Origin of the sequence: Rhizorhabdus argentea (assembly GCF_037861105.1) — a bacterium.
Lineage (GTDB): Bacteria > Pseudomonadota > Alphaproteobacteria > Sphingomonadales > Sphingomonadaceae > Rhizorhabdus > Rhizorhabdus argentea.
This window is the reverse complement of sequence record NZ_JBANFK010000006.1, coordinates 134198-155619: the sequence shown is the minus strand read 5'-3', so window position 1 is coordinate 155619 and position 21422 is coordinate 134198. Positions and strand designations below refer to the sequence as shown.

Below are 21422 nucleotides of genomic sequence, written 5' to 3'. Positions count from 1 at the left end.
GAAGCCTGGAGCGCCCTTGATCCGCCTTCATGGGCGGTCTTGCCTCACATCCCATCCACCGCCGCCAACACCTCCTCGGCATGCCCCTTGACCTTCACCTTGCGCCAGATCCGCCCGATCCTGCCGTCCGGGCCGATCAGGAAGGTCGCGCGGTCGATGCCCATATAGTTGCGGCCGTAGAGCGTCTTTTCGATCCAGGTGCCGAACGCCTCGCAGACGCTGCCGTCGCTGTCCGACGCGAGTTGGACCTTCAGACCATATTTATCGATGAACTTCTTGTGCTTCGCGGGGGTGTCTTTCGAGACCCCGATGACCGTCGCGCCTGCGGCGGCGAAGTCGTCGACCAGCGCGGTGAAGCTCTGCGCCTCGGTGGTGCAGCCCGGCGTGTCGTCCTTCGGGTAGAAATAGAGGACGAGGATCTTGCCGGCTTGGTCGGCAACGCTGGTTGCGGTCCCGTCTGGCAGCGTCAATGTGACGTTCGGGGCCTTGTCGCCTTGCTGCAGCATCGTTCGTCCTCTCGAGGGTAGCGGCTAGCTATATGAACTTGGATGCACTCAACACATCGTCGCCCCAGCGAAGGCTGGGGTCCATGACTGCTTCCGCAAACGGCGGCTTGGAGGTGAGAGACATGGGCCCCAGCCTTCGCTGGGGCGACGTGCGAAGTGATCCAAATCCAATACGAGATTCTATAGGACGGGCTGGGCCCGAAGTTCAACCGGCTCGCGCGGCCGGCTGGGATATCGCGCTGCACCAGACCTTCTGCACGGTTTCGCGCGCCTCGGCATAGGCGGCGGTCAACAGGTCCCAGCTCTCGAAGCCGCAGGCCTGGGCGATCACTCCGCGCTGCTCAGGCGCGGGCTCCTGGCTGTGCGGCGACAGCAGGCGCAGCACGATGAGCATGCGGCTGAGCACTTCGTGTGCCGGGATTACGGCTGTCTCCATCAGCCCCGCGCTCACCAGCGATCGGAGCGCGGTGCGCAGCCGCGGGTGGATGCCGACATGCTGGTCGAGCTGATTCACATGGACGGCGAATTCGAGATCGACGAGTCCGCCCGGAACCAGCTTGACGTCGAACGGGCCGCGCGGCGGCTTGTGGCGGGCGATGTCGCCGCGCATCTTCATCGCGTCGAGCAGCAGCGCGGCGCGGTTGCGCGGGCAGCGCAGCCGCTGGTCTACGGTCAGCTTGACCTGCTTGCGCGCCGCGTCCGCTCCGTAGACCGGCCGCGCGCGGGTCAGCGCCATATGCTCCCATGTCCAGGCATTTTCGCCATGGTAGCGTTCAAAGGTTTCGATCGAGCAGGCGAGCAGCCCCTTCGCGCCCCATGGCCGCAGCCTGGTGTCGATCTCGTAGAGCGGGCCCAGCGTCGTCACCGTCGACATTGCGGTGGTGATCTGTTGCGCGACCCGGCTGAAATATTCATTGGCGTCCAGGGGTTTGCGCCCGTTGCTATGGGTGCGGGCGTCGCCGCTGAACAGATAGATCAGGTCGAGATCCGAGAGGCTGGTCAGCGATCGACCGCCAAACCGCCCCAGCGCCAGGATCACGAGCTCGGCGCCTGGCACCTCGCCGTGATTCTCCTTCATCCGCGCCAGCACATCGTCGGCCATAGCGCGCAGGCCGGCTTCGGCGAGCTCGCAATTGGCGATGGCGAGATCGAGCGGATCGGCGGTCGCCTCGAGCAGCTGCAGCCCCAGGCCGAAGCGATAGCCGCCTATCGCCTGGGCGACGCGCAGCTGGCCTGCGGCACGGTCGCCGCCGCTGATCAGCAGCTTGAACTCGGCATCCAGATCGGCGGCTGGTGGAAGTGGCGCATAGGCGCTGCTGTCGATCAGCCGGCCGATTAGTCCCGGCTGCGCGATCAGGTGGCGCGACAGCGCCGGCGCATGGCCGAGCAGCGACAGTAGTGACCTCATCAGCGACGGCCGCGCTGCAAGCGGGGCGAACAATGTGATGTCGGGCGGCAGCCGCGACACGATTTCGTCGAGAGCCGCTAGGGCGCCGTCAGGGTCCTCGAAACTTTCCAGCTCCGTCACCAGCATGGGCAGCACCGCTTCGAACGCACGCCGCTCGGAGCCGCTGCGCAGCGCCGCCGGCACCCCGGCCTGCCACTCGCGTAATCGTCTCGCAGCAGTGATCGGATCGGCGAAACCGGCGTCGATCAGAGCGACTTCGGTAGCGTCGCGGACGTCGCGATAGAGCAGGGCACGGATATCGCGTGACAGCCGGTCGTAGAGCCGCGCGGCATCGGCGTGGATCGGAGCCAGCGTGGCGAGCAGTTCGGCCGCGGCCGCCACCGCGCCGTCGAATCCGTTGCCACTGAGCAGGAGATCGGACAGCGGTGCCAGGATAGCCTCGGCGTCACCGAAGGCGGTTTCAAGATCGGCATAGGCCGCATCGAAGCTGCGCCGCATCGATGGCTGGAGCGACGCCGGTATCGAAAGACAGTCGGTAAGATCGGCCGCCAGCGCCGCAAACGCGTCGAGCCTGGTAAACAGCGCGTCTATCCGCTCGCCGCCCGACGCGACCTTGAGGGTGACGCAGCGCCGTTCGAGCTCGGACAGGAGCAGGGCCGCCGGCACCTGGGGCTCGGCCGCACGAACGATGCCGTCCGCGGCATCCTGGAGCCTGGGATCATGCCTCATGCCGTTTCCGGCTCGAGGGAAAGGGGGCGCCCCGATACGCTGGGGCGCCCTTCGATGAATACGACCATCGATTTTCTCACGCTAAGCAACAACACACAGTTGATGCTCCCTGACTAGCAGCCAGTCTTTAAACCGGCGTCGCCTAGAGTGGTTAAAATGGCGGAAACCCTGTTCTTTTCCTGGATTGCCCGGACCCCCCACGAGGCCGGAAAAGCGGGATTGGGGGGCCCGTCAGCGGCTGTCCGCGGCTCGAGCCCAGGCGGCACTGACCAGCGCGCGCGCGGTTTCATAGGCTTTAACCAGCGAATCCCAGTCCTCTTCGCCGCAGGTACGTGCGACCAGCGGTTTCGATGCCGCAGGCGGCTCGCCAGATGCCGGCGAGACGAGCCGCAGCATGACCAGCATCCGAGTCAGCAACTCATGGGCATGGATGACGGCCGGATCGATCAGCTCCCGATCCGCCAGCAGCCGCATGGCGGTGCGCAGGCGGGGATCGAAGCCGGTGCGATGGCGCAGCTGGAGCAGGTGTACCGCGAACTCGGCATCGATCAGCCCGCCATCGATCAGCTTGACGTCAAACCGGCTTGACGGCGGCTTATGGCGGGCGATGTCGCCGCGCATCTTGATTACATCCGCGGTCAGCGTCGCCGGGTCGCGCTCGCGGCACAGTGCTTCGGCGATGATGGCCCCAACTTCGTCGCGCGCGCCGGGCGAGCCGAAAATCGGTCGTGCCCGGGTCAGCGCCATATGCTCCCAGGTCCACGCGCTCTCGCGCTGATATTGGGCGAAGCTCGCCGTGGAAACCGCGAGCAGGCCTTGCGTCCCCGACGGACGCAGCCTGGTGTCGATCTCGTAGAGCGGACCCGAGGCGGTCGGTACGGACAGCGCGGCGGAGACGCGCTGCGCCAGCCGGTTGTAATAGGTGGTTGCGCCGAGCGGGCGCCGCCCGTCCGACTCGGCCATGATGTCGCCGGTGAACAGGTAGATCAGGTCGAGGTCCGAGGCGTGGGTGAGCACGCCGCCGCCGAGTCTGCCCAGCGCGATCACGAGCAATTCGCTGTCCGGCACTTTGCCATGCGTCTCCTCGAATGCCGCGATGGTGGCCCGGGCCAGCACGTCGAACGCGGCTTCGGCGACACGGGCATAGCCCTGCGCCACGTCGATCGGATCGGCGATTCCCTCTATCAGCTGCACGCCCAGCGCGAAGCGCCGTTCGCCGACTTTCTGGCGGACCCCGTCGAGCAGTTGCTCGTAGCTGTCGCTGCGCTCTCCCGCGCCCAGTTCCGCGATCAGTCGGGGGAGAGATGGCGGCGGCTCCAGCGCCGTCGAGTCTATCAGGCCGTCGATCAGCGCAGGCCGACGGCCGAGCGCCTGCGACAGCGTGGGCGCATGGCTCAGCACATCGATCAGCGCACGCGCCAGCGACGGGCGCGCCTCCAGCAGCCGGAACAGGTTGATCGCGCTGGGCAGGCCGGCGATCAGGTCTTCGAAGCGGTTGAGCGCATCCTGCGGCGACGGCGCCTTCGCGAGCGCCGCGATCAGTGTCGGCAGCATCGCCTCGAGCGCCGCCTGGGCGACCGTGGTGCGCAGCGAGCGGCTTTTGCCGGCGCGCAATATCTCGATACGCTTGCGGGCCGAGGGTGGATCCGGAAAGCCGCTCTCGCGTAGCAGCGCATCGAGCTTCTCGGGCTGGTGCGGCAGCCGCTCCTCGCCGCCGCTGTCGACCGCGTCATAGGCGGCGCCGACCGTTTCGATGTGCGGGCGCAGCACCGCGAGCAAGGCATCGCCACTGTCGAGGCCGTGGAGCCGGGCGACATTGTCGAGCGCTTGCGTCTGTTTGGGCAGCCGATGGGTCTGCTGATCGTCGACCATCTGCAGCCGGTGCTCGATGGTGCGATAGAGGCGATAGGCTTCGGACAGCGCGGCGGCGATGTCGCCATCGATCCGGCCCGCCTCGCCCAGTGCGCGCAGCGCGTCGAGCGTGGCGGGCGCGCGAAGCTGCGGCTCGCGCCCGCCGTGGATCAGCTGTTGGATCTGCGCGAAGAACTCGACCTCACGGATACCGCCGCGCCCGCGCTTGAGATCATAACCGGGGCCGAGCAACTGCCCTTGCGCAAAATGATCGCGGATTCGCCGCGAGATCAGGCGTATTTCCTGGACGGCGCCAAAATCGATAGATCGCCGCCAGATAAACGGGCGGATCGCGTCGAGGAAGCTCTGGCCAAGTGCGGTGTCACCAGCGGCGGCGCGGGCGCGGATGAACGCCGCCCGTTCCCACGGCAGCGCCGCCGATTCGTAATAGGTGAGAGCCGCATCGATCGGCAGCGCCAGCGGCGAGGCTTCGGGCGATGGGCGCAGGCGCAGATCGACGCGGAACACGAAGCCATGCTCGTCGCGATTCTGCAGCAGCTCGATCACCCGGCGGGCGATGCGGACCGCGGCTTCGACCGGCTCCTCGCGCGGGCGGTGCGGCAAGGTGTCGGGATCGAAGATCAGGATCGGATCGATGTCCGACGAATAGTTGAGCTCGCGGCTGCCATGCTTGCCCAGCGCGAGGGCAGCGAAGCCGCGAGGTTCGGCGTCGGGCATGCGCTCGATGATCGCGGTGCGGATCGCCAGGTCCAGCGCATGATCGGCGAAGGCGGAAAGATGCTCTACCACCTCCTCGAGGGGTGCCATTCCCGAGAGGTCGGCAAGCGCGGTCGCAAGCGACACCACCTGGCGCTGGCGGCGCAGCATCTTGCCGATATCCGGCGAACGCGCCTCGGCCAATCCGTCCCGGATCGCGCGCGCAAGGCCCTGGTCGCGGACCGCCGCAACGGTGCCAGGATGACGCTGGACGAGCCCGGCGAGGAAGGGGGAATGGCTGTCGATCCGGCGTAAAGTGTCGGAAAAATCAGCGATATTTGCGCGCAATATCATCCTGTCGGAATAGGGGATTTGTCGTCTAGTGCAATAACAGGAAACTTGCGCGCTGCCCCTGCGTTATGAATTTATGGAAAAGCCCAGCCCCTCTTACCTCGCGTCCCATGCGCGTATCGCTGGTGCCCGCGCGATCAACGCGCCCACGCGGCATGAGGGGATCGGCAATGCCCTTCGCGTTGCCTTCGACGCCGCCATTTCCGGGTTGCCCGACGAATTTGCTGGGCTGCTCAGAAAAATCAACAGGTAAGGCGCTATTCCCTATTCCTTACTCAGGAAATCGACGTCTGCCATGATCTGCTGAAGCGTCGTTGTCGAAGGGTCGGTCTTGTGATCGCGGCGTGAGGGCAGTTGGCCATGGTCTAGCAACTGCTCGAGCGCAGCCCGGCCGCGGGCAACGCGGCTCTTGATCGTGCCGACCGCACAGCCGCAGATCTCGGCCGCTTCTTCATAGGCAAAGCCCCCTGCACCCACCAGAATCAGCGCTTCGCGCTGCGGCTGGGGCAAGTGGAGCAGGGCGCGCTGCATGTCGGCCAACTCGATATGGCGATCTTGCGAGGCTGGAGCGGCGAGAAGCCGGTTCGCGGTATGCTCGTCCCATTCGCCGCGAAAACGGGCCCGCCGCATCTGTGAGAGGAACAGGTTGCGCAGAATGATGAAGGTCCATGCCCGCATGTTGGTCCCGGCCTGGAAGCGCTTGCGCGCCGCCCAGGCCTTCATCAGCGTCTCCTGGACGAGATCGTCGGCGAGGTCGCGATTGCCCGACAAGGATCGGCCGAAGGCACGCAGGTGAGGGATGACGCGGGCCAGCTCCGCCTTGAAATCGTCGTCCGAAAGCGAAACCAGTTCGGCGGCCGGCGTCGCAACGCCAGCGACGTCGTCCTGATCGTCATCATCCATCTTTTGCCGTGTCCCGCTAAACGAGTGAGCCCTTGCGCGTTTCGTCAATAGCACTGAAAATCCCACCCGGATGTGGCCGGACGGCGGGGGCCGTCCGTTCCGAGGCTAGAACAAAAGCCGGGGGTCCCGGTTCCAATAAAACCGCCTCCGTAACGATATCACTGTCAGGCTTCGATCGTTGCGGCGTTGAAGAACAGCGCCTGGCTGATAGCGGCCTTCACCGTGGAGCGCTGGAACGGCTTGGTGATCAGGAAAGTCGGCTCCGGCCGTTCGCCGGTCAGCAACCGCTCCGGGAAGGCGGTGATGAAGATGACGGGCACGCTGAACTCGGAGAGGATATCCTTGACCGCATCGATGCCCGAGCTGTCGTCGGCCAGCTGGATGTCGGCGAGGACGAGGCCCGGCCGATGCGCATGCGCCAGCGCGACCGCTTCGTCGCGGGTGACGGCAACGCCGCTGACGCTGTGGCCAAGATCGCGGACGATGGTTTCGAGATCCATCGCGATGATCGGCTCGTCCTCGATAATGAGGACATCGGTGCGGGTCTGGCGGTCGATCTCCGCGATCGCGTCGGCGACCAGCGCCTCGACATCCTCCGACGTAGTATCGATCAGATAAGCAGTGTCGGCGACGGTGAAGCCTTCCATCGCGGTCAGCAGCAGCGCCTGGCGTGACAATGGGGTAATACCCTGAAGGCGGGCCTGGGCGATGACTTCGCGCTCCGCTCCGGCCGGGGGGCCGTCGATCTCGTCATAATTGGTGGATGCCCAGATCGCCTGGAAAGTGCGGTACAGGCCGACGCGGGCATCGACATCCTTCGGGAAATCATCGGGCGCGGCCACGATCGCTTCGAGCGTGGCGCGGACGTAATTGTCGCCATGGCTCTGGCTGCCGGTGAGTGCCCGCGCGTAGCGCCGCAGGAAGGGCAAGTGGGGGGCGAGTTTCTGGCCGAGCGACATGTGTATTTGCACTCCCTGACTTCATTGACCGCAGGCGTACGCCGCCACGATGATCGGGGAAATAGCAGCCCCACCCGTGTCGCGGAAGCCACCCGCAGCCTCCAATATTTGAATGTGCGAAAAGAGACATTCGGCCTATGGAACCAACGGAGGAGTTTTTTGTTTCATCCGCACAGCGCGCATTTTATGGAACTCCATAAGATGATACGCATCCGGATCGATCCGAGGGGCGGTGTCGCGGGGCGCCGTTTTGCTGGAAAGTGTGTTGGGCAATAGATGATGTTCAGGGGCGTGGGCCGGTTGGCACAAAAAGATACATCACAAGCACCCGCGAACGATGGCGCGGCGAGCAAGCCAGCCAAGCGCCGCCGCAGCGAAGCCGCGCGCGATACGAATGTCGGCGCCGCTCTGCGATCGGTATATTCCCAGACTGTCGATGAACCTGTTCCCAATGAGTTTCTGGACCTGCTGAGCAAGCTGGATTGATTTCATGATGCTGGCTATCCCTCGGCCGGGCCGGGCTATAGTCGCTGGTGACGCCTGCGGATGAAGCTGACGACCAAACTCGCTTTTGCCCGTCTCTCCACCGGCACCAAGATGTTGATGATCCTTTCGGCCGCGATGCTGCCGCTGGGCTTCATCGCGCTGCTCACATCGCTCGACATGGCCCGCTCTGCATCGCTCGAAAGCCGGACCGCGGCGCAGACCACCACCGCCATGTACGCAGCCCAGTTGGATGCGGCGCTGAAGGCCGGCCTCGATACGGTGCGCGGCGCAGCGGTGAGCGTCCAAGCGCCCCAGAATCTATGTGCCGCGCTGAGCCGGCAGGCGCAGTTCACCGGTATCCGCCGCCTGCCCACCGCGATGTTCGACCGAGCCGGTCGCAAGCTGTGCCAGTCGTTTGGCGCGCCGATCCGGCTCGCGACCACGGTGCCTCCCGAAACCGACCGTCTCGAACTCGATCCCCAAAGAAGACTTTTCCGCTTCACCTCTGCACGCGCGGATGGAAGCGTGATCATCCAATCCGAGCTGCGGCTTGCCGCCATTCACCTGAACCGGCGGCAGGAGGAGGGATTGCCGCTGACGCATCTGCGCTTGCGGCAAGGCGATGCCATGCTCGTCCTCCTTAATCGCCCGACCAAGGGGGATGATAACCTACTCCGCCTGTCGCAGCCTCTGGCCGGCGGCCGGCTGACGCTGTCGGCCGAATACAGGCTGGCGCCGGTGCGGGCGAGGACGCTGCTGCTGGTGATGTTGCCGATCCTGATGTGGGCGGCGGCTGCCTTCACCGGCTGGTTCATCGTCAGCCGGTTGCTGGTGCTCCCGCTGGTTCAGCTCAAGGAATCGATCGATGCCTGGCAGGGCACCGGAGGCCCTCTCATCCTGCCCAGGATCAACACACCGAGCCACGAGATCCGCGACCTCGCGGAGAGCTTCGCGACTGTGTCGGCGCGTATCTACAACCATGAGCGCGAGCTGGAGGAGGGGCTCGCCCGCCAGACCAAGCTGACCCGCGAAGTTCATCACCGCGTCAAGAACAACCTGCAGGTGGTGTCGAGCCTCATTAACTTGCACGCGCGCGGCGCGGAGGGGGCGGTTGCCGACGCCTATGGCGCGATCCAGCGCCGCGTCGATGCTCTCGCGGTCGTCCATCGCAACCATTATGCGGAGCTGGAGGAGAATCGCGGCGTCTCAATGCGGTCGCTGGCCGGCGAGCTTGCTAGTTCGCTCCGCGCCTCCGCCCCTGCCTCTGCGGCGGGAATGTCGATCGCGCTCAACATGATCGATGTTTATGTGACCCAGGATGTCGCGGTGCCGGCGGCGTTCCTGATCACCGAGGTGGTGGAGCTGCTGATGCACTGCAATCCAGTGGGTTCGGTGCTGATATCGCTGGAGAGGACCGATCGCCCGGATCGCGCGAATCTGCGCATCGAGACGGTGGGCATGCCGGAAGGAGCGTTCGATCGCTATTCCGGCATCACGCGGTTCGAGCGGGTGGTGACCGGCATTGCCCGTCAGTTCCGCGCGCCGTTGGCGGAAGATCTACACGCCGGCCGGTTCGAAATTCAGATCAGCATCCTGGGCTGACGCGCCGGTTCCACGACCCAGTAGCCCCTTTTCGAAAAATTTCGCGGCGACAGGAACCATATCAGCGGCAACCCGTTCTCCCCCTCGGATAGCGATGCTTTGCCCCCCCCGCTCCCGCTATCCGTTCAACAAGGGCCCGGTCGCGTCATCCCCCCCGTAGATGCGGCCGGGCCCAATAAATTTCCCCGCACATCATTCACGCACACGCACATGTTACCGCGCGGGAACAAAGCCTTCGCGGGAGCATTGACGGTCGAGCCTCTCCGAGGAGAGGCCTCGGATCAACCGAAAGGGTTCACCATGTTCAAGCGCACCATCGCCATTGCTTTCGTCAGCGTCAGCCTGCTCGCCATCGCCGCGTGCAACACCGTCGAAGGTGCCGGCAAGGACGTGTCCTCGGCTGGCAAGGCGGTTGCCAACGCTGCAGACGACGCGAAGTAACGACACGGAACTGCCCGGCGTTGCCGGCGCAGAACGCAAGCCCGGGACGGTTCACGCCGTCTCGGGCTTTTCGTTACCGTCCTTCTTTCGGCCCCGCTCGGTGATCCAGATGCCGATCAGCGCCAGTTCGTAAAGTATGACCAGTGGGACGGCGAGCAGCAGCTGGGAGCCGACATCAGGCGGCGTGAGCACCGCGGCGATGGCGAAGGCGCCGACGATTGCATAGCGCCGTGCCCCGACCAGCTGTTTGCGGGTGACCACGCCCGCCCGCTCGAGCAGCATCAGCAGGATCGGCAGCAGAAAAGACAGGCCGAAGCCGAACAGGAACTGCATGACGAACGACAGATAATTGCCGACACCGGGCAGTGCCTCCTGCTGCACGCCGCCGAGATTGCCCTGGAAGCCGAGCAGGAAATGCAGCGCGACCGGGATCGCGACATAATAAGCGAGCGCTGCCCCGCTCAGGAACAGCATCGGCGTTGCGAACAGGAACGGCAGCAGCGCGCGCTTCTCGTTGCGATAGAGGCCGGGGGCGACGAACTGCCAGATCTGGTTTGCGATGATCGGGAAGGACAGCATCATCGCGGCGAAGAATGCGACCTTGATCTCGACGAAGAAGGCCTCGAAAATCTGCGTGTAGATCAGCTTGCCCTGGCCGGCGCGCAGCAGCGGCTGGACGAGGAAGGCGAAGATCGGCCGCGCGAAATAGAGGCACACGCCAAACGCGACCGCCAGCGCCGCGACCGACATCAGCAGCCGCCGGCGCAGTTCGAGCAGATGGTCGAGCAGCGGCGCGCGGCTCTCGTCGATGTCGGCAGCCTGGTTCATGGCAGCGGCGTTTTGGCCGACTCTGCTTCGATATCGTCGCGAGCTACCACCGACGCATCCATTGTCGGCTGTGCCTCCGGCGGGCCGCCCAGCGGCACCATCTCGCCCTCGATCATCTCCGGCTGCGCAGGATGCTCGCGCATGATCCGCTCATTCTCCGTCGCCCATTTCTTTTCCATGTCCTCGAGTTCGGCCTGGCGGATCATCTCATCAATGCCGGAGCGGAAATGGCGCGCGACTCCCCGGGCCCGGGCAACCCATTGACCCACGAAGCGCATCGCGCGCGGCAGATCCTTCGGGCCGATCACGAGCAGCGCGACAACCGCCACGAGCAGCAGTTCGGTTGGAGCGACATCGAACATCGCGAGCGATCAGCGATCCGTCCGAGGAATCAGCTGTGCGGCCGATCGTCCTGCATCGGCTGCAGCGCGGGATCCGGATTCGGGTCTACCGGAGGCTGCTGCTGCAGGCGCGCGGCGGGACGCGGAGGTGCGGGCTGCACCGGCTCGTCTTCCTCGGCCATGCCCTTCTTGAAGCTCTTGATGCCCTTGGCGACATCACCCATCAGGTCCGAAAAACGGCCCTTGCCGAACAGCAGCATCACGACCACGCCGACGATGAGCCAGTGCCAGATGCTCAAACCACCCATCATGAATCTCCTTGGATGCGTGTCATCTAGTCGTCCTCGCCGCCTTTTTCCATCTGTAGTTGCTCAAAGGCGAGATCGACCGGATCGAGCAGGCCCGCCGCCTTCAGGTCCGCGACGCCGGGCAGGTCTTTGCGGCTGCCCAGGCCGAAATGGGCAAGGAACGCCGGCGTGGTCGCGAACAGCAGCGGCCGGCCCGGAGCCTCGCGCCTACCGGCCGGCCGAATCCACCCCGCTTCGAGCAGCACGTCGAGCGTGCCCTTGGAAATCTGCACGCCGCGGATCGCCTCGATTTCGGCGCGGCTCACCGGTTCGTGATAGGCGATGATCGCCAGCGTCTCGATCCCGGCGCGGCTCAACTTGCGCGGCTCGTCACGGGTGCGCCTGAGGATATGGGCGAGGTCCGCGGCGGTCTGGAAATGCCAGCGTCCGCCGCGTTCGACCAGTTCGATGCCGCGGCCGGCATAGAGCGCAGCCAGCCGCGGCAGTGCGTCGCCCAGGCCCCCGGCACCGATCACGCTCATCAGTTCGGCCGGGCTCATCGGGGCCTCGGCCGCGAACAGGGCGGCTTCGATGGCGCGAAGCAGGTCGTCCGGCTCCTCGATCATGCCGCCTCCGGCGCTCTCAGCATGAGCGGCGCGAATGCTCCGTCCTGCATCAGGGCGATGCGGCCTTGCCGCGCCAGTTCCAGCGCTGCGACAAAGCTCGAAGCGAGCGCCGAACGGCGATATTCACCGACGGCGTCGGGCGGCAGGAAGGCTTCGAGGCTGGTCCACTCGATCAGGACGCCCACCATCCGCGACACCCGCTCGATCGCCTGCTCGAGTGTCATCACAGGGCGGCGCTGGACGATGTGGACAGGCACGTCGGCGCGGGCACGCACCACGCCATAGGCGGCGATCAGATCATAGATGCTCGCGTCCCAGGCGGCCTTGCGGATCACCTTGAGCCCTTCGGGGCTGCCGCGCGCGAATACGTCGCGGCCCAGCCTGTCGCGCCCCATCAGCCGCGCGCCGGCCTCGCGCATGGCGTGCAGGCGCTGGAGCCTCAGCTGAAGCCGCATCGCCAATTCTTCCGGGCTTGGATCGACGGTAGGATCCTTTGGCAGCAGCAGGCAGGATTTGAGATAGGCGAGCCACGCCGCCATCACCAGGTAATCGGCGGCGATCTCAAGCTTCAGCGTCTTGGCGTTGTCGATGAAGGACAGATATTGCTCCGTCAGGGCGAGAATGGAAATCTCGCGCAGGTCGACCTTCTGGACTCGCGCGAGGCTGAGCAGCAGGTCAAGCGGCCCCTCCCACCCGTCGAGCTCGAGCGTGAGCACATCCGCGCCCGCCTCGGACAGCGGCAGGTCGAAATTGTCGTCGGCGTCGTCCCCCAGCATCGCGCGAGTAAAACAGGATTTGCGGATCTTTGAAACCGACGCTTTATGAAAATCATCGTCCATCCCAATCGAGATGACGAACAGGAGTCCCGGATCAGGCGGGCAGATACGCCATCAGCGCGTCGCGCTTCGCGATCAGTTCGTCAAGCGAAGCAGCTGCTTTCCCGCCAGCGACGGTTGCCATGGCGCGGTCGAGCCGCGCCTTGGCCGCTTCTCCGATAGGACCTACCGCTCCGGCAATGGCCTCCATCTCGGCCATCTCGCCGGAGCAGTGCAGGGCGATGTCGCAACCGGCCGCCAGCACGCCGGCCGCGCGCGCGCCGAAGTCGCCCGACAAGGCGTGCATGCCGAGATCGTCGGACATCAGCAGGCCATCGAAGCCGATCCGCCCGCGGATGATGTCCCCGATCACCCTGGGCGACAGGCTGGCGCACTCCTCGGCGTCCCAGGCGGTGTAGACGACGTGCGCCGTCATCGCCATCGGTGCGTCGTTGAGCGCGATGAAGGGCGCGAGATCGGTTTCCAGCGCCGCCGCGTCGGCATCGACGACCGGCAGTTCGACATGGCTGTCGGACATCGACCGGCCATGGCCTGGCACATGCTTGACCACGCCGACCGCCCCGCCGGCGCGCAGCCCCTCGATCACCGCACGCCCCAGCGCGGCGACGCGGAGCGGCTCGGTGCCCAGCGCACGGTCGCCGATGATGTCGTGGGCGCCGGGCTGGCGCACGTCGAGCAGCGGCAGGCAATCGACGTTGATCCCTGCCTCGCCCAGCATCACCGCGAGCGCCTGGGCGTTGTGGCGAGTGGCCTCGATCGCAGTCATCGGCGCGATGTCGTAGAGCCGGTCGAACAGCTCGGCCTTTGGGAAGGCCGGCCACGCCGGCGGCTGCATCCGCGCCACCCTGCCGCCCTCCTGGTCGATCAGGATCGGCACGTCATCGCGGCCGGACAGGGCGCGCAGGCTGTCGGTCAGCGCAAGCAGCTGGGCCGGGTCGGCGATGTTGCGCCTGAACAGGATATAGCCGGCCGGATCCAGATCGGCGAAGAAGCTGCGTTCGGCGTCGCTCAGCACGGTGCCGGCAAGGCCGAGGAAGAGGGGGGTCACAGGGCTACTTTCTTGTTATGTCCGTCATCCCGGCGGAGGCCGGGATCTCGGAAGCAGCGTAGCGCGTGAGCCTCCCGAGACCCCAGCCTGCGCTGGGGTGACGGACGTTGAATATCATCCGATCACCGAGCAGCTCTCGCCCGCGGTCCGCAGCCGACCGCAGATATCCCCGGCATTGCCGCCGCTGGCGCGGAGGCGATAGAGCGTCTTGTCGCCTGACTGCACCGGCACCACCGACTGGGTGAGCCCGGCCAGGAAGGAGAAGCGCGTCGACAGGTTCTTCCACGCGGCATTGGCCTTGGCCTGGCTGGAGAAGGCGCCGAGCTGGATAGTCGACCCGCCCGAGACCGGTGCGGCTTCGGGCGCAGCGGCGGGTGCGGCAGGCCTGGGCTTCGGCACGGGCTTGACCGTCGCGGCCGGGGCGGGAGCGGCAGGCTTGGCGGCGCCCGGCTTCGCCGCCACCGGTGCAGGCACTGGCGGCGCGGGCTCCTCGATCGGCGCGCGAGCGACATTGACGGGCGTTTCCGCGGCGCTGCTCGTGTCGATGACGCTTTCGACCTCATTGCCCTTGCTCGCGCTGTAGACGATCTCGTCGTCGCCGGTCGCGGGGGTCTGGTCTGCCGGGCGTTCCTTGTAATAGCTGTCGGGCGCCTCGATCAGCGCGCCTTCGCCGGATGCGGCGCGGTCATTGCCGCGCATCCAGAAGTAGCCGCCGATGAGCACGCCGATCACCAGCAGCGCGGCGACGGCCCACAGGATCAGTCTGCCGGTCGATATGCCGCCTTCCTCGGGCTCTTCCTCCACCGGTTCAAGCCAGGGCAGGCGATCCTCGTCGTTGGGGCCGAGGCGGTCGCGCGAGTAATCGGTCATCTACTGCATCTCCTCCGCGGCGGCGACGCCCATCACCCCAAGGCCGTTGCGGATAATCTGCCCGATCGCGTCGCTGAGCGCCAGCCGCGCGCGGGTGATTTCGGGTCTGTCGGCCAGCAAAAAGCGACGAGACGGATCGTCGTTGCCGCGATTCCACAGTGCATGGAACAGCGCCGCCAGATCGTAGAGATAGAAGGCGATCCGGTGCGGCTCATGCGCAATAGCCGCGGCTTCGACGATCCGGGGATATTGGGCGGCGAGCTTGACCAGCGCCAGCTCCTCGGCGTCGAGCAGCGACAGGTCGGCGGCCGGCGTGACGTCGATCCCCGCCTCGGCGGCGCGGCGGTGCAGCGACCGGCCGCGGGCATGGGCATATTGGACGTAGAAGACCGGATTGTCCTTCGACGCCTCGACCACCTTGGCGAAGTCGAAGTCCATCTGCGCATCGGCCTTGCGGGTGAGCATGGTGAAGCGCACGACATCCTTGCCGACCTCGCGCACGACATCGGCCAGGGTAACGAAGCTGCCCGAGCGCTTCGACATCTTGACCGGTTCGCCGCCGCGTAGCAGCCGCACCATCTGCACCAGCTTGACGTCGAACGGCACCTTGCCGCCGGTCAGCGCCTGCACCGCCGCCTTGATCCGCTTGACCGTGCCGGCATGATCGGCGCCCCAGATGTCGATCAGCATGTCGGCGCCTTCGGCCTTCTGCGCGTGATAGGCGAGGTCGGTGCCGAAATAGGTGAGCCCGCCATCGGACTTGCGCACCGGTCGGTCGCTGTCATCACCGAACGCGGTAGCCCGGAACAGGGTCATCTCGGTCGGTTCCCAGTCGTCGGGGAGCTCGCCCTTGGGCGGTTCGAGCGTGCCTTCATAGACCAGCCCCTCGGCGCGCAGTCGGTCGAGCGCGGCATCGACCTTGCCAGCCTTCTGGACAGCTGCCTCGGAAGCGAACACCTCATGTTCGATGCCGAGCAGCGCGAGGTCTGCGCGGATCATCTCCATCATCGCGGCGACGGTCTTCTCGCGAAACAGGTCGAGCCACTCGCTCTCGGGCGTACCGACATAGCGCGAGCCGAACTCTGCCGCGAGCGCCACGCCGATCGGGATCAGATAGTCGCCCGGATAGAAGCCGTCGGGAATCTCGATCGTCTCGCCGAGTGCCTCGCGGTAGCGCAGGTGCGCCGAGCGGGCGAGCGTCTGCACCTGCGCGCCGGCATCGTTGACATAATATTCCCGGGTGACCGTATAGCCGGCATATTCGAGCAGGGCGGCGAGCGCATCGCCCACTACCGCGCCGCGGCAATGGCCCATATGCATCGGGCCAGTGGGGTTGGCCGACACATATTCGACATTGACCCGCTTGCCGGTGCCGAGCTGCGAGCGGCCGTAATCCCCGGCGGCTGCAAGGATCGTAGCGAGTTCGCTGCGCCAGCTATCCTCGGTCAGTCGAACATTGATGAAGCCCGGGCCGGCCACTTCGGCGCCGGCGATCTCGGGAAGAGCTGCGAGCTTCGGCACGATCAGTTCGGCCAGCGCGCGCGGATTGGTACCGGCGGGCTTGGCCAGCACCATAGCCGCGTTGGTCGCCAGATCGCCATGCGCAGGATCGCGCGGCGGCTCGACCGCGACATTTCGTCGATCGATGCCGGCCGGCAGCGCCCCCGTCGCTTCGAGGTCGTCGAGAATGGCGCCGACATGGACGGCGAAACTGGCATAAAGCGTGGGCAAGGGATGTTCCGTCAGCACTTGGTCAATGGAGCGCCGCTCTAACCGAACTACCGCGAAAGGTCAGTCCCTAGTTTTGGTGCCGCCTTCCGCTCGGCTGTAGGCCGGAACCGATGGGGCGATCGGATCAAGCCGTACCCACAGCGCGAGCAGCATCGCCGCGGCCAGGGCGATGCCCGGCATCCAGCGCGGGAACTGCGCCGGCAGCAGCGGCAGGATCAGCGGCAGCGCTGCAAACAGCAGGGCGATCATCACTGCAGGCATCTCGGCGCCGATAGCCAGGAAGATGAAGTGCGCCTGCGCGAGCAGATGGCCAATGCCGATCGCCGCGCAGATTGCGCCGATCACCAGGCCAAGCGCGGCCGGCAACCAGGCACGCGCCGCCAGCGCGATCGCGCCGAGCAGCAGTGGCCAGTGAAGCAGCGGCGCAGCGGTAGGCTCCACGGCCTGGACCACCGCTCCGGCGCCGAGCAGCAGCAAGGCCGCGCCCTCGCCGCGGTCGTCGCTGGACACCGGCAGAAACCAGGCCGCCGCCATCGCCGTCAGCGCGACCCCGGCCAGCGGGACAAGCGGACCGCCGGTCAGCAGACCCACCCACATCAGCGCCATGGCCGGTGCGATCGCCATCGCACGCAGCTGGGGACGCCGAAAGCGATCGAGCAGCAGCATCAGCGCAACGATGGCCAATGCCGCGACTGCCTCCAATCGGGGCAGCGCCGCGAGCCGGTCATAATAGTTGGCGCCGCCGCTCCCTGACACCGCATTGAACATGGTCAACAGCAGCGATGCATGGAGCAGCAGCGTGACCGTCACGATCATGGCGCGGCCTATCGAACGTAGTCCCGGTCTTGTCCGGGACAGCGCGGCGGCGATCAGCGTACCGGCCAGCAGCAGGATCGCCCAGCCGGCTGCCGTGGGGTAGGCGATCGTCACCCGTCCCAGCAGATCGGCGAAGGCGGCATTGGGTGTCCTGGCCGGAAGATTGGCCGCGAAGGCCATTGCCGATGCGAGCGCAAGCGCCTGATCGCCCATGTCCTGTAGCGAACCGGCATCGACAGCTTTCGGGACAGCGAACGGCGAATGATAGGCATAGCCGCGATCCAGCACGGCCAGGTTGAAGCCGGCGATCCCGCGCCGCTTGGCGATGGTATAGGCGGTGTAGTTCGGCATCATGTCGTAGATGAGTACGGACAGCGAATTGGTCGCCGGCCGTGCGACGTTGTCGGCATAGAGCCGCATCTGCGCGCCATTGGCGGATCCGGTCTCGAACATGTTCGCCCGCCCGCTTGCGCCGCGCGCCTCCATGTTGATGATCATGCCGACATGCGCCGCGAGCGGATGCTGGGCGAAGAAGGCGGTCGAGCCGTCGAGGTCGATCTCCTCGCTGTCGGTGAACAGCAGGATCACATCGCGGAGCGGCTGCCCCTGCGCCCGCAGCGCTCGGGCGACCTCGAGCGCCGCAGCTATGCCCATCGCATCATCCGCTGCACCGGGCGATCCCCACACGCTGTCGAAATGCGCCATCAGCAGCAGCGCGGGACGGGCGCGATCACGGCCAGCGATGACGCCGATGGCATTATGCGCGACGACGCCCTGTTCCCTGCGCCCACTCCACTTGCCCAGCCGGTCGAGCGACTTTCGCGGCAGCAGCGCGGCCTGCTCCGAAACCTTGGCGCCGAGCGCGCGCAATCTGCCGACCAGATAGGCGCGCACTCTTGCGTTTTCCGGCGAACCCACTGGATGGGGCGCGCGGCCGATTGCCACGATATCCATAAAGGCGCGATCGGCTGAGAATGCGGTCGGCGGGGTGTCTGAACCGCGTGGAGCGGGTGGCATCACGCTCAGCACCGCCCAGAGGATAGCGCCCGCCAGTCCCGCGACGAGGGCGATGGCGCGCGCCATCAGAAGCCCTCGTCGAACTCGATCGGTCCCACCAGCTCGCGATACCGCGACAGCGCATAGCGGTCGGTCATGCCGGCGATGAAGTCGCCGATGTGGCGGGTCCGTCCCGGCTCCGCCTGCGGCATGGTCTCGCGCCAGTGGGCCGGCAACCTGCCGGGGTCGCCCTTGTAGGCGTCCGCCAGTCCCGCGATGACCCGGCCGGTGCGGGCCGCGATGTCGAGCTGCTGGGGATGGTGGTACAGATTGGCGTACATGAAGCGGGTCAGCGCCTTCTCGCGCGATGCCATCTCATCGGAAAATCCTATAAGCGCCCGGCCGGCTGCGCGGACATCCTCGACCGAGCCGGGGGCGGCCGCGTCGAGGCGGCGGCGACTTTCTGCGAGCAGATCGTTGACCATGCAGCCGATCTGCTCGCGCACCAGCTCGCCGAGCAGGCGCGGCTGCGGGACATCCGGATAGCGAGCCCGGACCTTGTCCCAGTTGGAACGGACCAGCGGATCTTCGAGCACCTGGTCGAGCGTCAGCAATCCTGCACGCACGCCGTCGTCGATGTCGTGATTGTCATAGGCGATGTCGTCGGCAAGCGCCGCGACCTGCGCCTCGGCGCCGGGCCAGCTGTCGAGATCTAGCGGCCAGGCGGCGTCGATTTCCGTCATCGCCCAGGTTCTGCGCGCCAGCGGGCCATTATGCTTGGCGAGGCCCTCGAGCGTCTCCCAGCTGAGATTGAGCCCGTCGTGCAGCGGATAGGGGGAATCCAGCCGCGTCAGCATGCGCAGCGTGTGGGCATTGTGATCGAAGCCGCCGACCTCCGCCATTGCCGCCTGCAGCGCCTCCTCGCCGGCATGGCCGAAGGGTGGGTGGCCGATGTCATGGCCAAGGCAGAGCGCTTCGGTCAGGTCCTCGTTGAGGCCCAGCGCGCGCGCGATGGTGCGGCCGATCTGGGCGACCTCGAGGCTGTGGGTGAGGCGGACCCGGTAATGGTCGCCGTCGGGCGCAACGAATACCTGGGTCTTCTGGCGCAGCCGGCGAAAACTGATGGAATGGATGATGCGGTCGCGGTCGCGCTGGAATGCATCGCGCGGTCCTCGCGTCTCGCCGCCGCCCGGAGCGTGGAACCTGCCCCGGCTACGGGCCGGATCGGAGGCATAAGGCGCAAGCATCGGCATCGGCGCCGTGATGGCCGAGCGAGGTGCGCAAGTCGAGGGGGCTTCGCGATCCGCCCGGCCTTAAGCCGCCGCGTCAGTGCAGCTCGCTGCGCTCGTCGTTCTTCATGGGCCGTTCGGCGACATCGTCGATGTCGAGCAGGATGACCGGCAAAAGCCCGCGCCACGCATCCTCGCTCACCTGGATTTCCGGGTAGAGCATGTCCACCGGCATCGAGGCCTGCTTGAGGCCGACCGTTCCCGTGGAAGCCACAGCCGGTACTGCCGTAAGCGTGACGAGCGCAAGAATCATATGTTTCAGCATATCGCCCCCTGTCCTTTTGAGAGGCTAACATGCCGCAGCAAGGTTAAGAAATCGTCAGTCGAGCCGCTCGACCTTCTGCCCGGACGAGGTTGTCACCGGAAAGCAGCTGAAGCCCGCCGCTCGGGCGTCGTTGACATAGTCCTGCGCGGCCGACGAACTGGAGAAGGGGCCGATCAGCAGCCGGTTGGTGGACCTGTACGGTGCTGTCCATGGCGTCCGGCCAGCAAGCTGCTTGCCAAACTTCGACTTCTGCTTGGCCCATTCCTTGTCGAGATCGGGTTTGTACGACCCGCTGGCGATCTGGACCCAATAGCGTTCCGGATTCGCCTTCCTGGCCTTGGCCTCCTCCTGCGCCTTTTCCTTCTTCTCGGCCGCAGCCTTCTCCGCGGCGGCCTTCTTCTGCGCGGCGCGGCGATCCTGGGCTAGGCTGCGCGCATCGCTGGCGCGCTGCTCGGGATCGGAGGCTGGGTCGGCGGAGATGACAGGGGCGGCAATCTGCGACGTCGAGCCGGCCTTGGCCGTGGGGCCCTCGGTCTTCACCATCAGCCGGCCAGCATTGTCGAACTGCACCTTCGCGGAAGGAGCGGCAGCGACCGGCGCAGGCGCCGCCTTGCTCGATGCGACCGGATTGGCGGCTGCCATCTGCATCGGCACCTTGTCTTCCGGAAAGTGGCCGAAATGGACTGCGGCGGCCTTCTCGGCGGGCCTGAGCGCGGGTAGCCGCTCCAGGAATGGCTTGAGCGCATTGGATTGGTAGCGCGGCAACACGGCGTCGGCCGCGGCCTCCGCTCCGGCCGTGTCCCCCGTCATCGCCAGCACGAAGGCGCGTGCGCGCCAAGCCGGAATGTCGCGTTTGCGCAGCAGCGGATCGAGGATGGCGAGCGCGCCGACCCGGTCCCCGCTCATCGCCAGCGAGAGCGCCAGGCGGCGGATCGCCTCTGGATCGGGGCGGACGCGCAACAGCAGATTATATTCGGCCTGTGCCCGCTTGTTGTCGCCGCGCAGATCATAGGCCAGGCCGCGGTCGAGGGCGACTTCGAACGGCGCCACGCCCAGATCGGTGGCGCTGTCGAACAGCTTCAGCGCCGCGCGCGGCTGCTCCTTCTGCACGAGCGCCGATCCGAGCCCAGCCTTGATGCGGCCGTCGCGCGGCGAGATCCTGTCGGCGCGGACATAAAAGTTGATTGCGGCATCGGCGTCGCCGACCGCGAGCGCCGCGGCGCCAGCGCCCGACAACGCATCGAGATCACCCGGATCGCGCGCCAGCACGCGCAGATAGCGGGCCAGGCCTTCGGCGGGATCGCCCCGCGCCATCGCGTCCCGCGCCGACGCCATCGGGTCGAGAATCAGCGGCTCCTCGCCGATCGGCTGGGAGTCCGTCCTCTGCGCGAGTGTCGGCATGGCAGCGAACAGCACTGATATCGAGATGATATGATGTATCTTCATGGGCGCATCGCTTACAGACGCTCGCTTTGTCGCCGACAAGAAGTGAATGAGGGCAGAACGCCGAAGCGGGGCCGGATCGCGCCAATCGGC

21 protein-coding genes are annotated in these 21422 nt (G+C 66.2%); 4 read left to right on the top strand and 17 right to left on the bottom strand.

Features of this window, described 5'->3' with window-relative positions; translation table 11 throughout:
- Positions 1–44: 44 nt before the first annotated feature.
- The 3 genes from AAC645_RS07890 to AAC645_RS07880 form a co-directional block, all read right to left on the bottom strand.
- Positions 45–506, bottom strand: coding sequence for a peroxiredoxin (locus AAC645_RS07890; RefSeq protein ID WP_340315082.1), 462 nt, complete (start codon positions 504–506; stop codon positions 45–47).
- A gap of 205 nt (positions 507–711) precedes the next feature.
- On the bottom strand, positions 712–2643 hold the full coding sequence (locus AAC645_RS07885; protein ID WP_340315081.1) for a [protein-PII] uridylyltransferase family protein: 1932 nt from the start codon (positions 2641–2643) through the stop codon (positions 712–714).
- A 231-nt stretch (positions 2644–2874) separates the two neighbouring features.
- On the bottom strand, positions 2875–5565 hold the full coding sequence (locus AAC645_RS07880; protein ID WP_422785808.1) for a bifunctional [glutamine synthetase] adenylyltransferase/[glutamine synthetase]-adenylyl-L-tyrosine phosphorylase: 2691 nt from the start codon (positions 5563–5565) through the stop codon (positions 2875–2877).
- Positions 5566–5638: 73 nt separating this feature from the next.
- On the opposite strand from AAC645_RS07880, the gene AAC645_RS07875 reads away from it, so the two are divergent.
- Positions 5639–5815 carry a hypothetical protein gene (locus tag AAC645_RS07875; RefSeq protein WP_340315078.1) on the top strand — a complete coding sequence of 59 codons (177 nt, stop codon included), beginning with the start codon at positions 5639–5641 and terminating at the stop codon, positions 5813–5815.
- An 11-nt stretch (positions 5816–5826) separates the two neighbouring features.
- Here the strand turns inward: AAC645_RS07875 and AAC645_RS07870 are convergent, their stop codons facing one another.
- Together AAC645_RS07870 and AAC645_RS07865 are read right to left on the bottom strand one after the other, a co-directional pair.
- Entirely contained in the window at positions 5827–6465 is a 639-nt protein-coding gene (locus AAC645_RS07870) for a sigma-70 family RNA polymerase sigma factor (RefSeq protein WP_340315077.1), read from the bottom strand.
- A 164-nt stretch (positions 6466–6629) separates the two neighbouring features.
- The gene (locus AAC645_RS07865) at positions 6630–7424 is read right to left on the bottom strand and encodes a response regulator (RefSeq protein ID WP_340315193.1); all 795 of its coding nucleotides are present in this window, start codon (positions 7422–7424) and stop codon (positions 6630–6632) included.
- A 276-nt stretch (positions 7425–7700) separates the two neighbouring features.
- Here AAC645_RS07865 and AAC645_RS07860 point away from each other — a divergent pair, with 276 nt between their 5' ends.
- The 3 genes from AAC645_RS07860 (at position 7701) to AAC645_RS07850 (ending at position 9953) form a co-directional block, all read left to right on the top strand.
- A complete protein-coding gene (locus AAC645_RS07860; RefSeq protein ID WP_340315075.1) occupies positions 7701–7910 on the top strand; it encodes a NepR family anti-sigma factor in 210 nt (69 codons plus the stop codon).
- A 60-nt stretch (positions 7911–7970) separates the two neighbouring features.
- Positions 7971–9512 (top strand): sensor histidine kinase, encoded by a 1542-nt coding sequence (locus AAC645_RS07855; RefSeq protein WP_340315074.1) that lies wholly within the window; start codon positions 7971–7973, stop codon positions 9510–9512.
- Between the two features lie 300 nt (positions 9513–9812).
- Positions 9813–9953, top strand: a complete 141-nt coding sequence (locus tag AAC645_RS07850) for an entericidin A/B family lipoprotein (protein WP_340315073.1) — start codon at positions 9813–9815, stop codon at positions 9951–9953.
- A 51-nt stretch (positions 9954–10004) separates the two neighbouring features.
- Here AAC645_RS07850 and tatC read toward each other — a convergent pair whose 3' ends face one another.
- From tatC to AAC645_RS07790, 12 genes are all read right to left on the bottom strand, one after another.
- Positions 10005–10781 carry a twin-arginine translocase subunit TatC gene (gene tatC / locus AAC645_RS07845; RefSeq protein ID WP_340315071.1) on the bottom strand — a complete coding sequence of 259 codons (777 nt, stop codon included), beginning with the start codon at positions 10779–10781 and terminating at the stop codon, positions 10005–10007.
- Positions 10778–11143, bottom strand: a complete 366-nt coding sequence (gene tatB / locus AAC645_RS20425; protein ID WP_422785807.1) for a Sec-independent protein translocase protein TatB — start codon at positions 11141–11143, stop codon at positions 10778–10780. Before tatB ends, tatC begins: the two co-directional genes overlap by 4 nt.
- 29 nt (positions 11144–11172) lie before the next feature.
- Positions 11173–11430: a twin-arginine translocase TatA/TatE family subunit gene (locus AAC645_RS07835; protein ID WP_340315070.1), complete on the bottom strand. Its 258-nt coding sequence runs from the start codon at positions 11428–11430 to the stop codon at positions 11173–11175.
- 26 nt (positions 11431–11456) lie between these two features.
- Entirely contained in the window at positions 11457–12035 is a 579-nt protein-coding gene (gene scpB, locus AAC645_RS07830) for an SMC-Scp complex subunit ScpB (RefSeq protein ID WP_340315069.1), read from the bottom strand.
- Positions 12032–12811 carry a segregation and condensation protein A gene (locus AAC645_RS07825; RefSeq protein ID WP_340315068.1) on the bottom strand — a complete coding sequence of 260 codons (780 nt, stop codon included), beginning with the start codon at positions 12809–12811 and terminating at the stop codon, positions 12032–12034. Before AAC645_RS07825 ends, scpB begins: the two co-directional genes overlap by 4 nt.
- A gap of 94 nt (positions 12812–12905) precedes the next feature.
- A complete protein-coding gene (gene nagZ / locus AAC645_RS07820; protein WP_340315066.1) occupies positions 12906–13919 on the bottom strand; it encodes a beta-N-acetylhexosaminidase in 1014 nt (337 codons plus the stop codon).
- Positions 13920–14033: 114 nt separating this feature from the next.
- On the bottom strand, positions 14034–14789 hold the full coding sequence (locus AAC645_RS07815; protein WP_340315064.1) for an SPOR domain-containing protein: 756 nt from the start codon (positions 14787–14789) through the stop codon (positions 14034–14036).
- Positions 14790–16520 carry an arginine--tRNA ligase gene (gene argS / locus AAC645_RS07810; RefSeq protein ID WP_340315062.1) on the bottom strand — a complete coding sequence of 577 codons (1731 nt, stop codon included), beginning with the start codon at positions 16518–16520 and terminating at the stop codon, positions 14790–14792.
- 60 nt (positions 16521–16580) lie between these two features.
- Positions 16581–18419 carry a M20/M25/M40 family metallo-hydrolase gene (locus AAC645_RS07805; RefSeq protein ID WP_340315061.1) on the bottom strand — a complete coding sequence of 613 codons (1839 nt, stop codon included), beginning with the start codon at positions 18417–18419 and terminating at the stop codon, positions 16581–16583.
- Complete coding sequence (locus AAC645_RS07800) at positions 18419–19585, bottom strand: deoxyguanosinetriphosphate triphosphohydrolase (protein ID WP_340315059.1); 1167 nt, start codon at positions 19583–19585, stop codon at positions 18419–18421. Before AAC645_RS07800 ends, AAC645_RS07805 begins: the two co-directional genes overlap by 1 nt.
- 73 nt (positions 19586–19658) lie before the next feature.
- Positions 19659–19874, bottom strand: coding sequence for a hypothetical protein (locus tag AAC645_RS07795; RefSeq protein ID WP_340315058.1), 216 nt, complete (start codon positions 19872–19874; stop codon positions 19659–19661).
- A gap of 66 nt (positions 19875–19940) precedes the next feature.
- On the bottom strand, positions 19941–21332 hold the full coding sequence (locus tag AAC645_RS07790; RefSeq protein WP_340315056.1) for an SPOR domain-containing protein: 1392 nt from the start codon (positions 21330–21332) through the stop codon (positions 19941–19943).
- Between the last annotated feature and the right edge of the window lie 90 nt (positions 21333–21422).

Bases quoted from the DNA above. Each gene is read 5' to 3' on its own strand.
- AAC645_RS07890 (WP_340315082.1), bottom strand. From the start codon at position 506: ATGCTGCAGCAAGGCGACAAGGCCCCGAACGTCACATTGACGCTGCCA.
- AAC645_RS07885 (WP_340315081.1), bottom strand. From the start codon at position 2,643: ATGAGGCATGATCCCAGGCTCCAGGATGCCGCGGACGGCATCGTTCGT.
- AAC645_RS07880 (WP_422785808.1), bottom strand. From the start codon at position 5,565: ATGATATTGCGCGCAAATATCGCTGATTTTTCCGACACTTTACGCCGG.
- AAC645_RS07875 (WP_340315078.1), top strand. From the start codon at position 5,639: ATGGAAAAGCCCAGCCCCTCTTACCTCGCGTCCCATGCGCGTATCGCT.
- AAC645_RS07870 (WP_340315077.1), bottom strand. From the start codon at position 6,465: ATGGATGATGACGATCAGGACGACGTCGCTGGCGTTGCGACGCCGGCC.
- AAC645_RS07865 (WP_340315193.1), bottom strand. From the start codon at position 7,424: ATGTCGCTCGGCCAGAAACTCGCCCCCCACTTGCCCTTCCTGCGGCGC.
- AAC645_RS07860 (WP_340315075.1), top strand. From the start codon at position 7,701: ATGATGTTCAGGGGCGTGGGCCGGTTGGCACAAAAAGATACATCACAA.
- AAC645_RS07855 (WP_340315074.1), top strand. From the start codon at position 7,971: ATGAAGCTGACGACCAAACTCGCTTTTGCCCGTCTCTCCACCGGCACC.
- AAC645_RS07850 (WP_340315073.1), top strand. From the start codon at position 9,813: ATGTTCAAGCGCACCATCGCCATTGCTTTCGTCAGCGTCAGCCTGCTC.
- tatC (WP_340315071.1), bottom strand. From the start codon at position 10,781: ATGAACCAGGCTGCCGACATCGACGAGAGCCGCGCGCCGCTGCTCGAC.
- tatB (WP_422785807.1), bottom strand. From the start codon at position 11,143: ATGTTCGATGTCGCTCCAACCGAACTGCTGCTCGTGGCGGTTGTCGCG.
- AAC645_RS07835 (WP_340315070.1), bottom strand. From the start codon at position 11,430: ATGGGTGGTTTGAGCATCTGGCACTGGCTCATCGTCGGCGTGGTCGTG.
- scpB (WP_340315069.1), bottom strand. From the start codon at position 12,035: ATGATCGAGGAGCCGGACGACCTGCTTCGCGCCATCGAAGCCGCCCTG.
- AAC645_RS07825 (WP_340315068.1), bottom strand. From the start codon at position 12,811: ATGCTGGGGGACGACGCCGACGACAATTTCGACCTGCCGCTGTCCGAG.
- AAC645_RS07815 (WP_340315064.1), bottom strand. From the start codon at position 14,789: ATGACCGATTACTCGCGCGACCGCCTCGGCCCCAACGACGAGGATCGC.
- AAC645_RS07805 (WP_340315061.1), bottom strand. From the start codon at position 18,419: ATGGCGCGCGCCATCGCCCTCGTCGCGGGACTGGCGGGCGCTATCCTC.
- AAC645_RS07800 (WP_340315059.1), bottom strand. From the start codon at position 19,585: ATGCCGATGCTTGCGCCTTATGCCTCCGATCCGGCCCGTAGCCGGGGC.
- AAC645_RS07795 (WP_340315058.1), bottom strand. From the start codon at position 19,874: ATGATTCTTGCGCTCGTCACGCTTACGGCAGTACCGGCTGTGGCTTCC.
- AAC645_RS07790 (WP_340315056.1), bottom strand. From the start codon at position 21,332: ATGAAGATACATCATATCATCTCGATATCAGTGCTGTTCGCTGCCATG.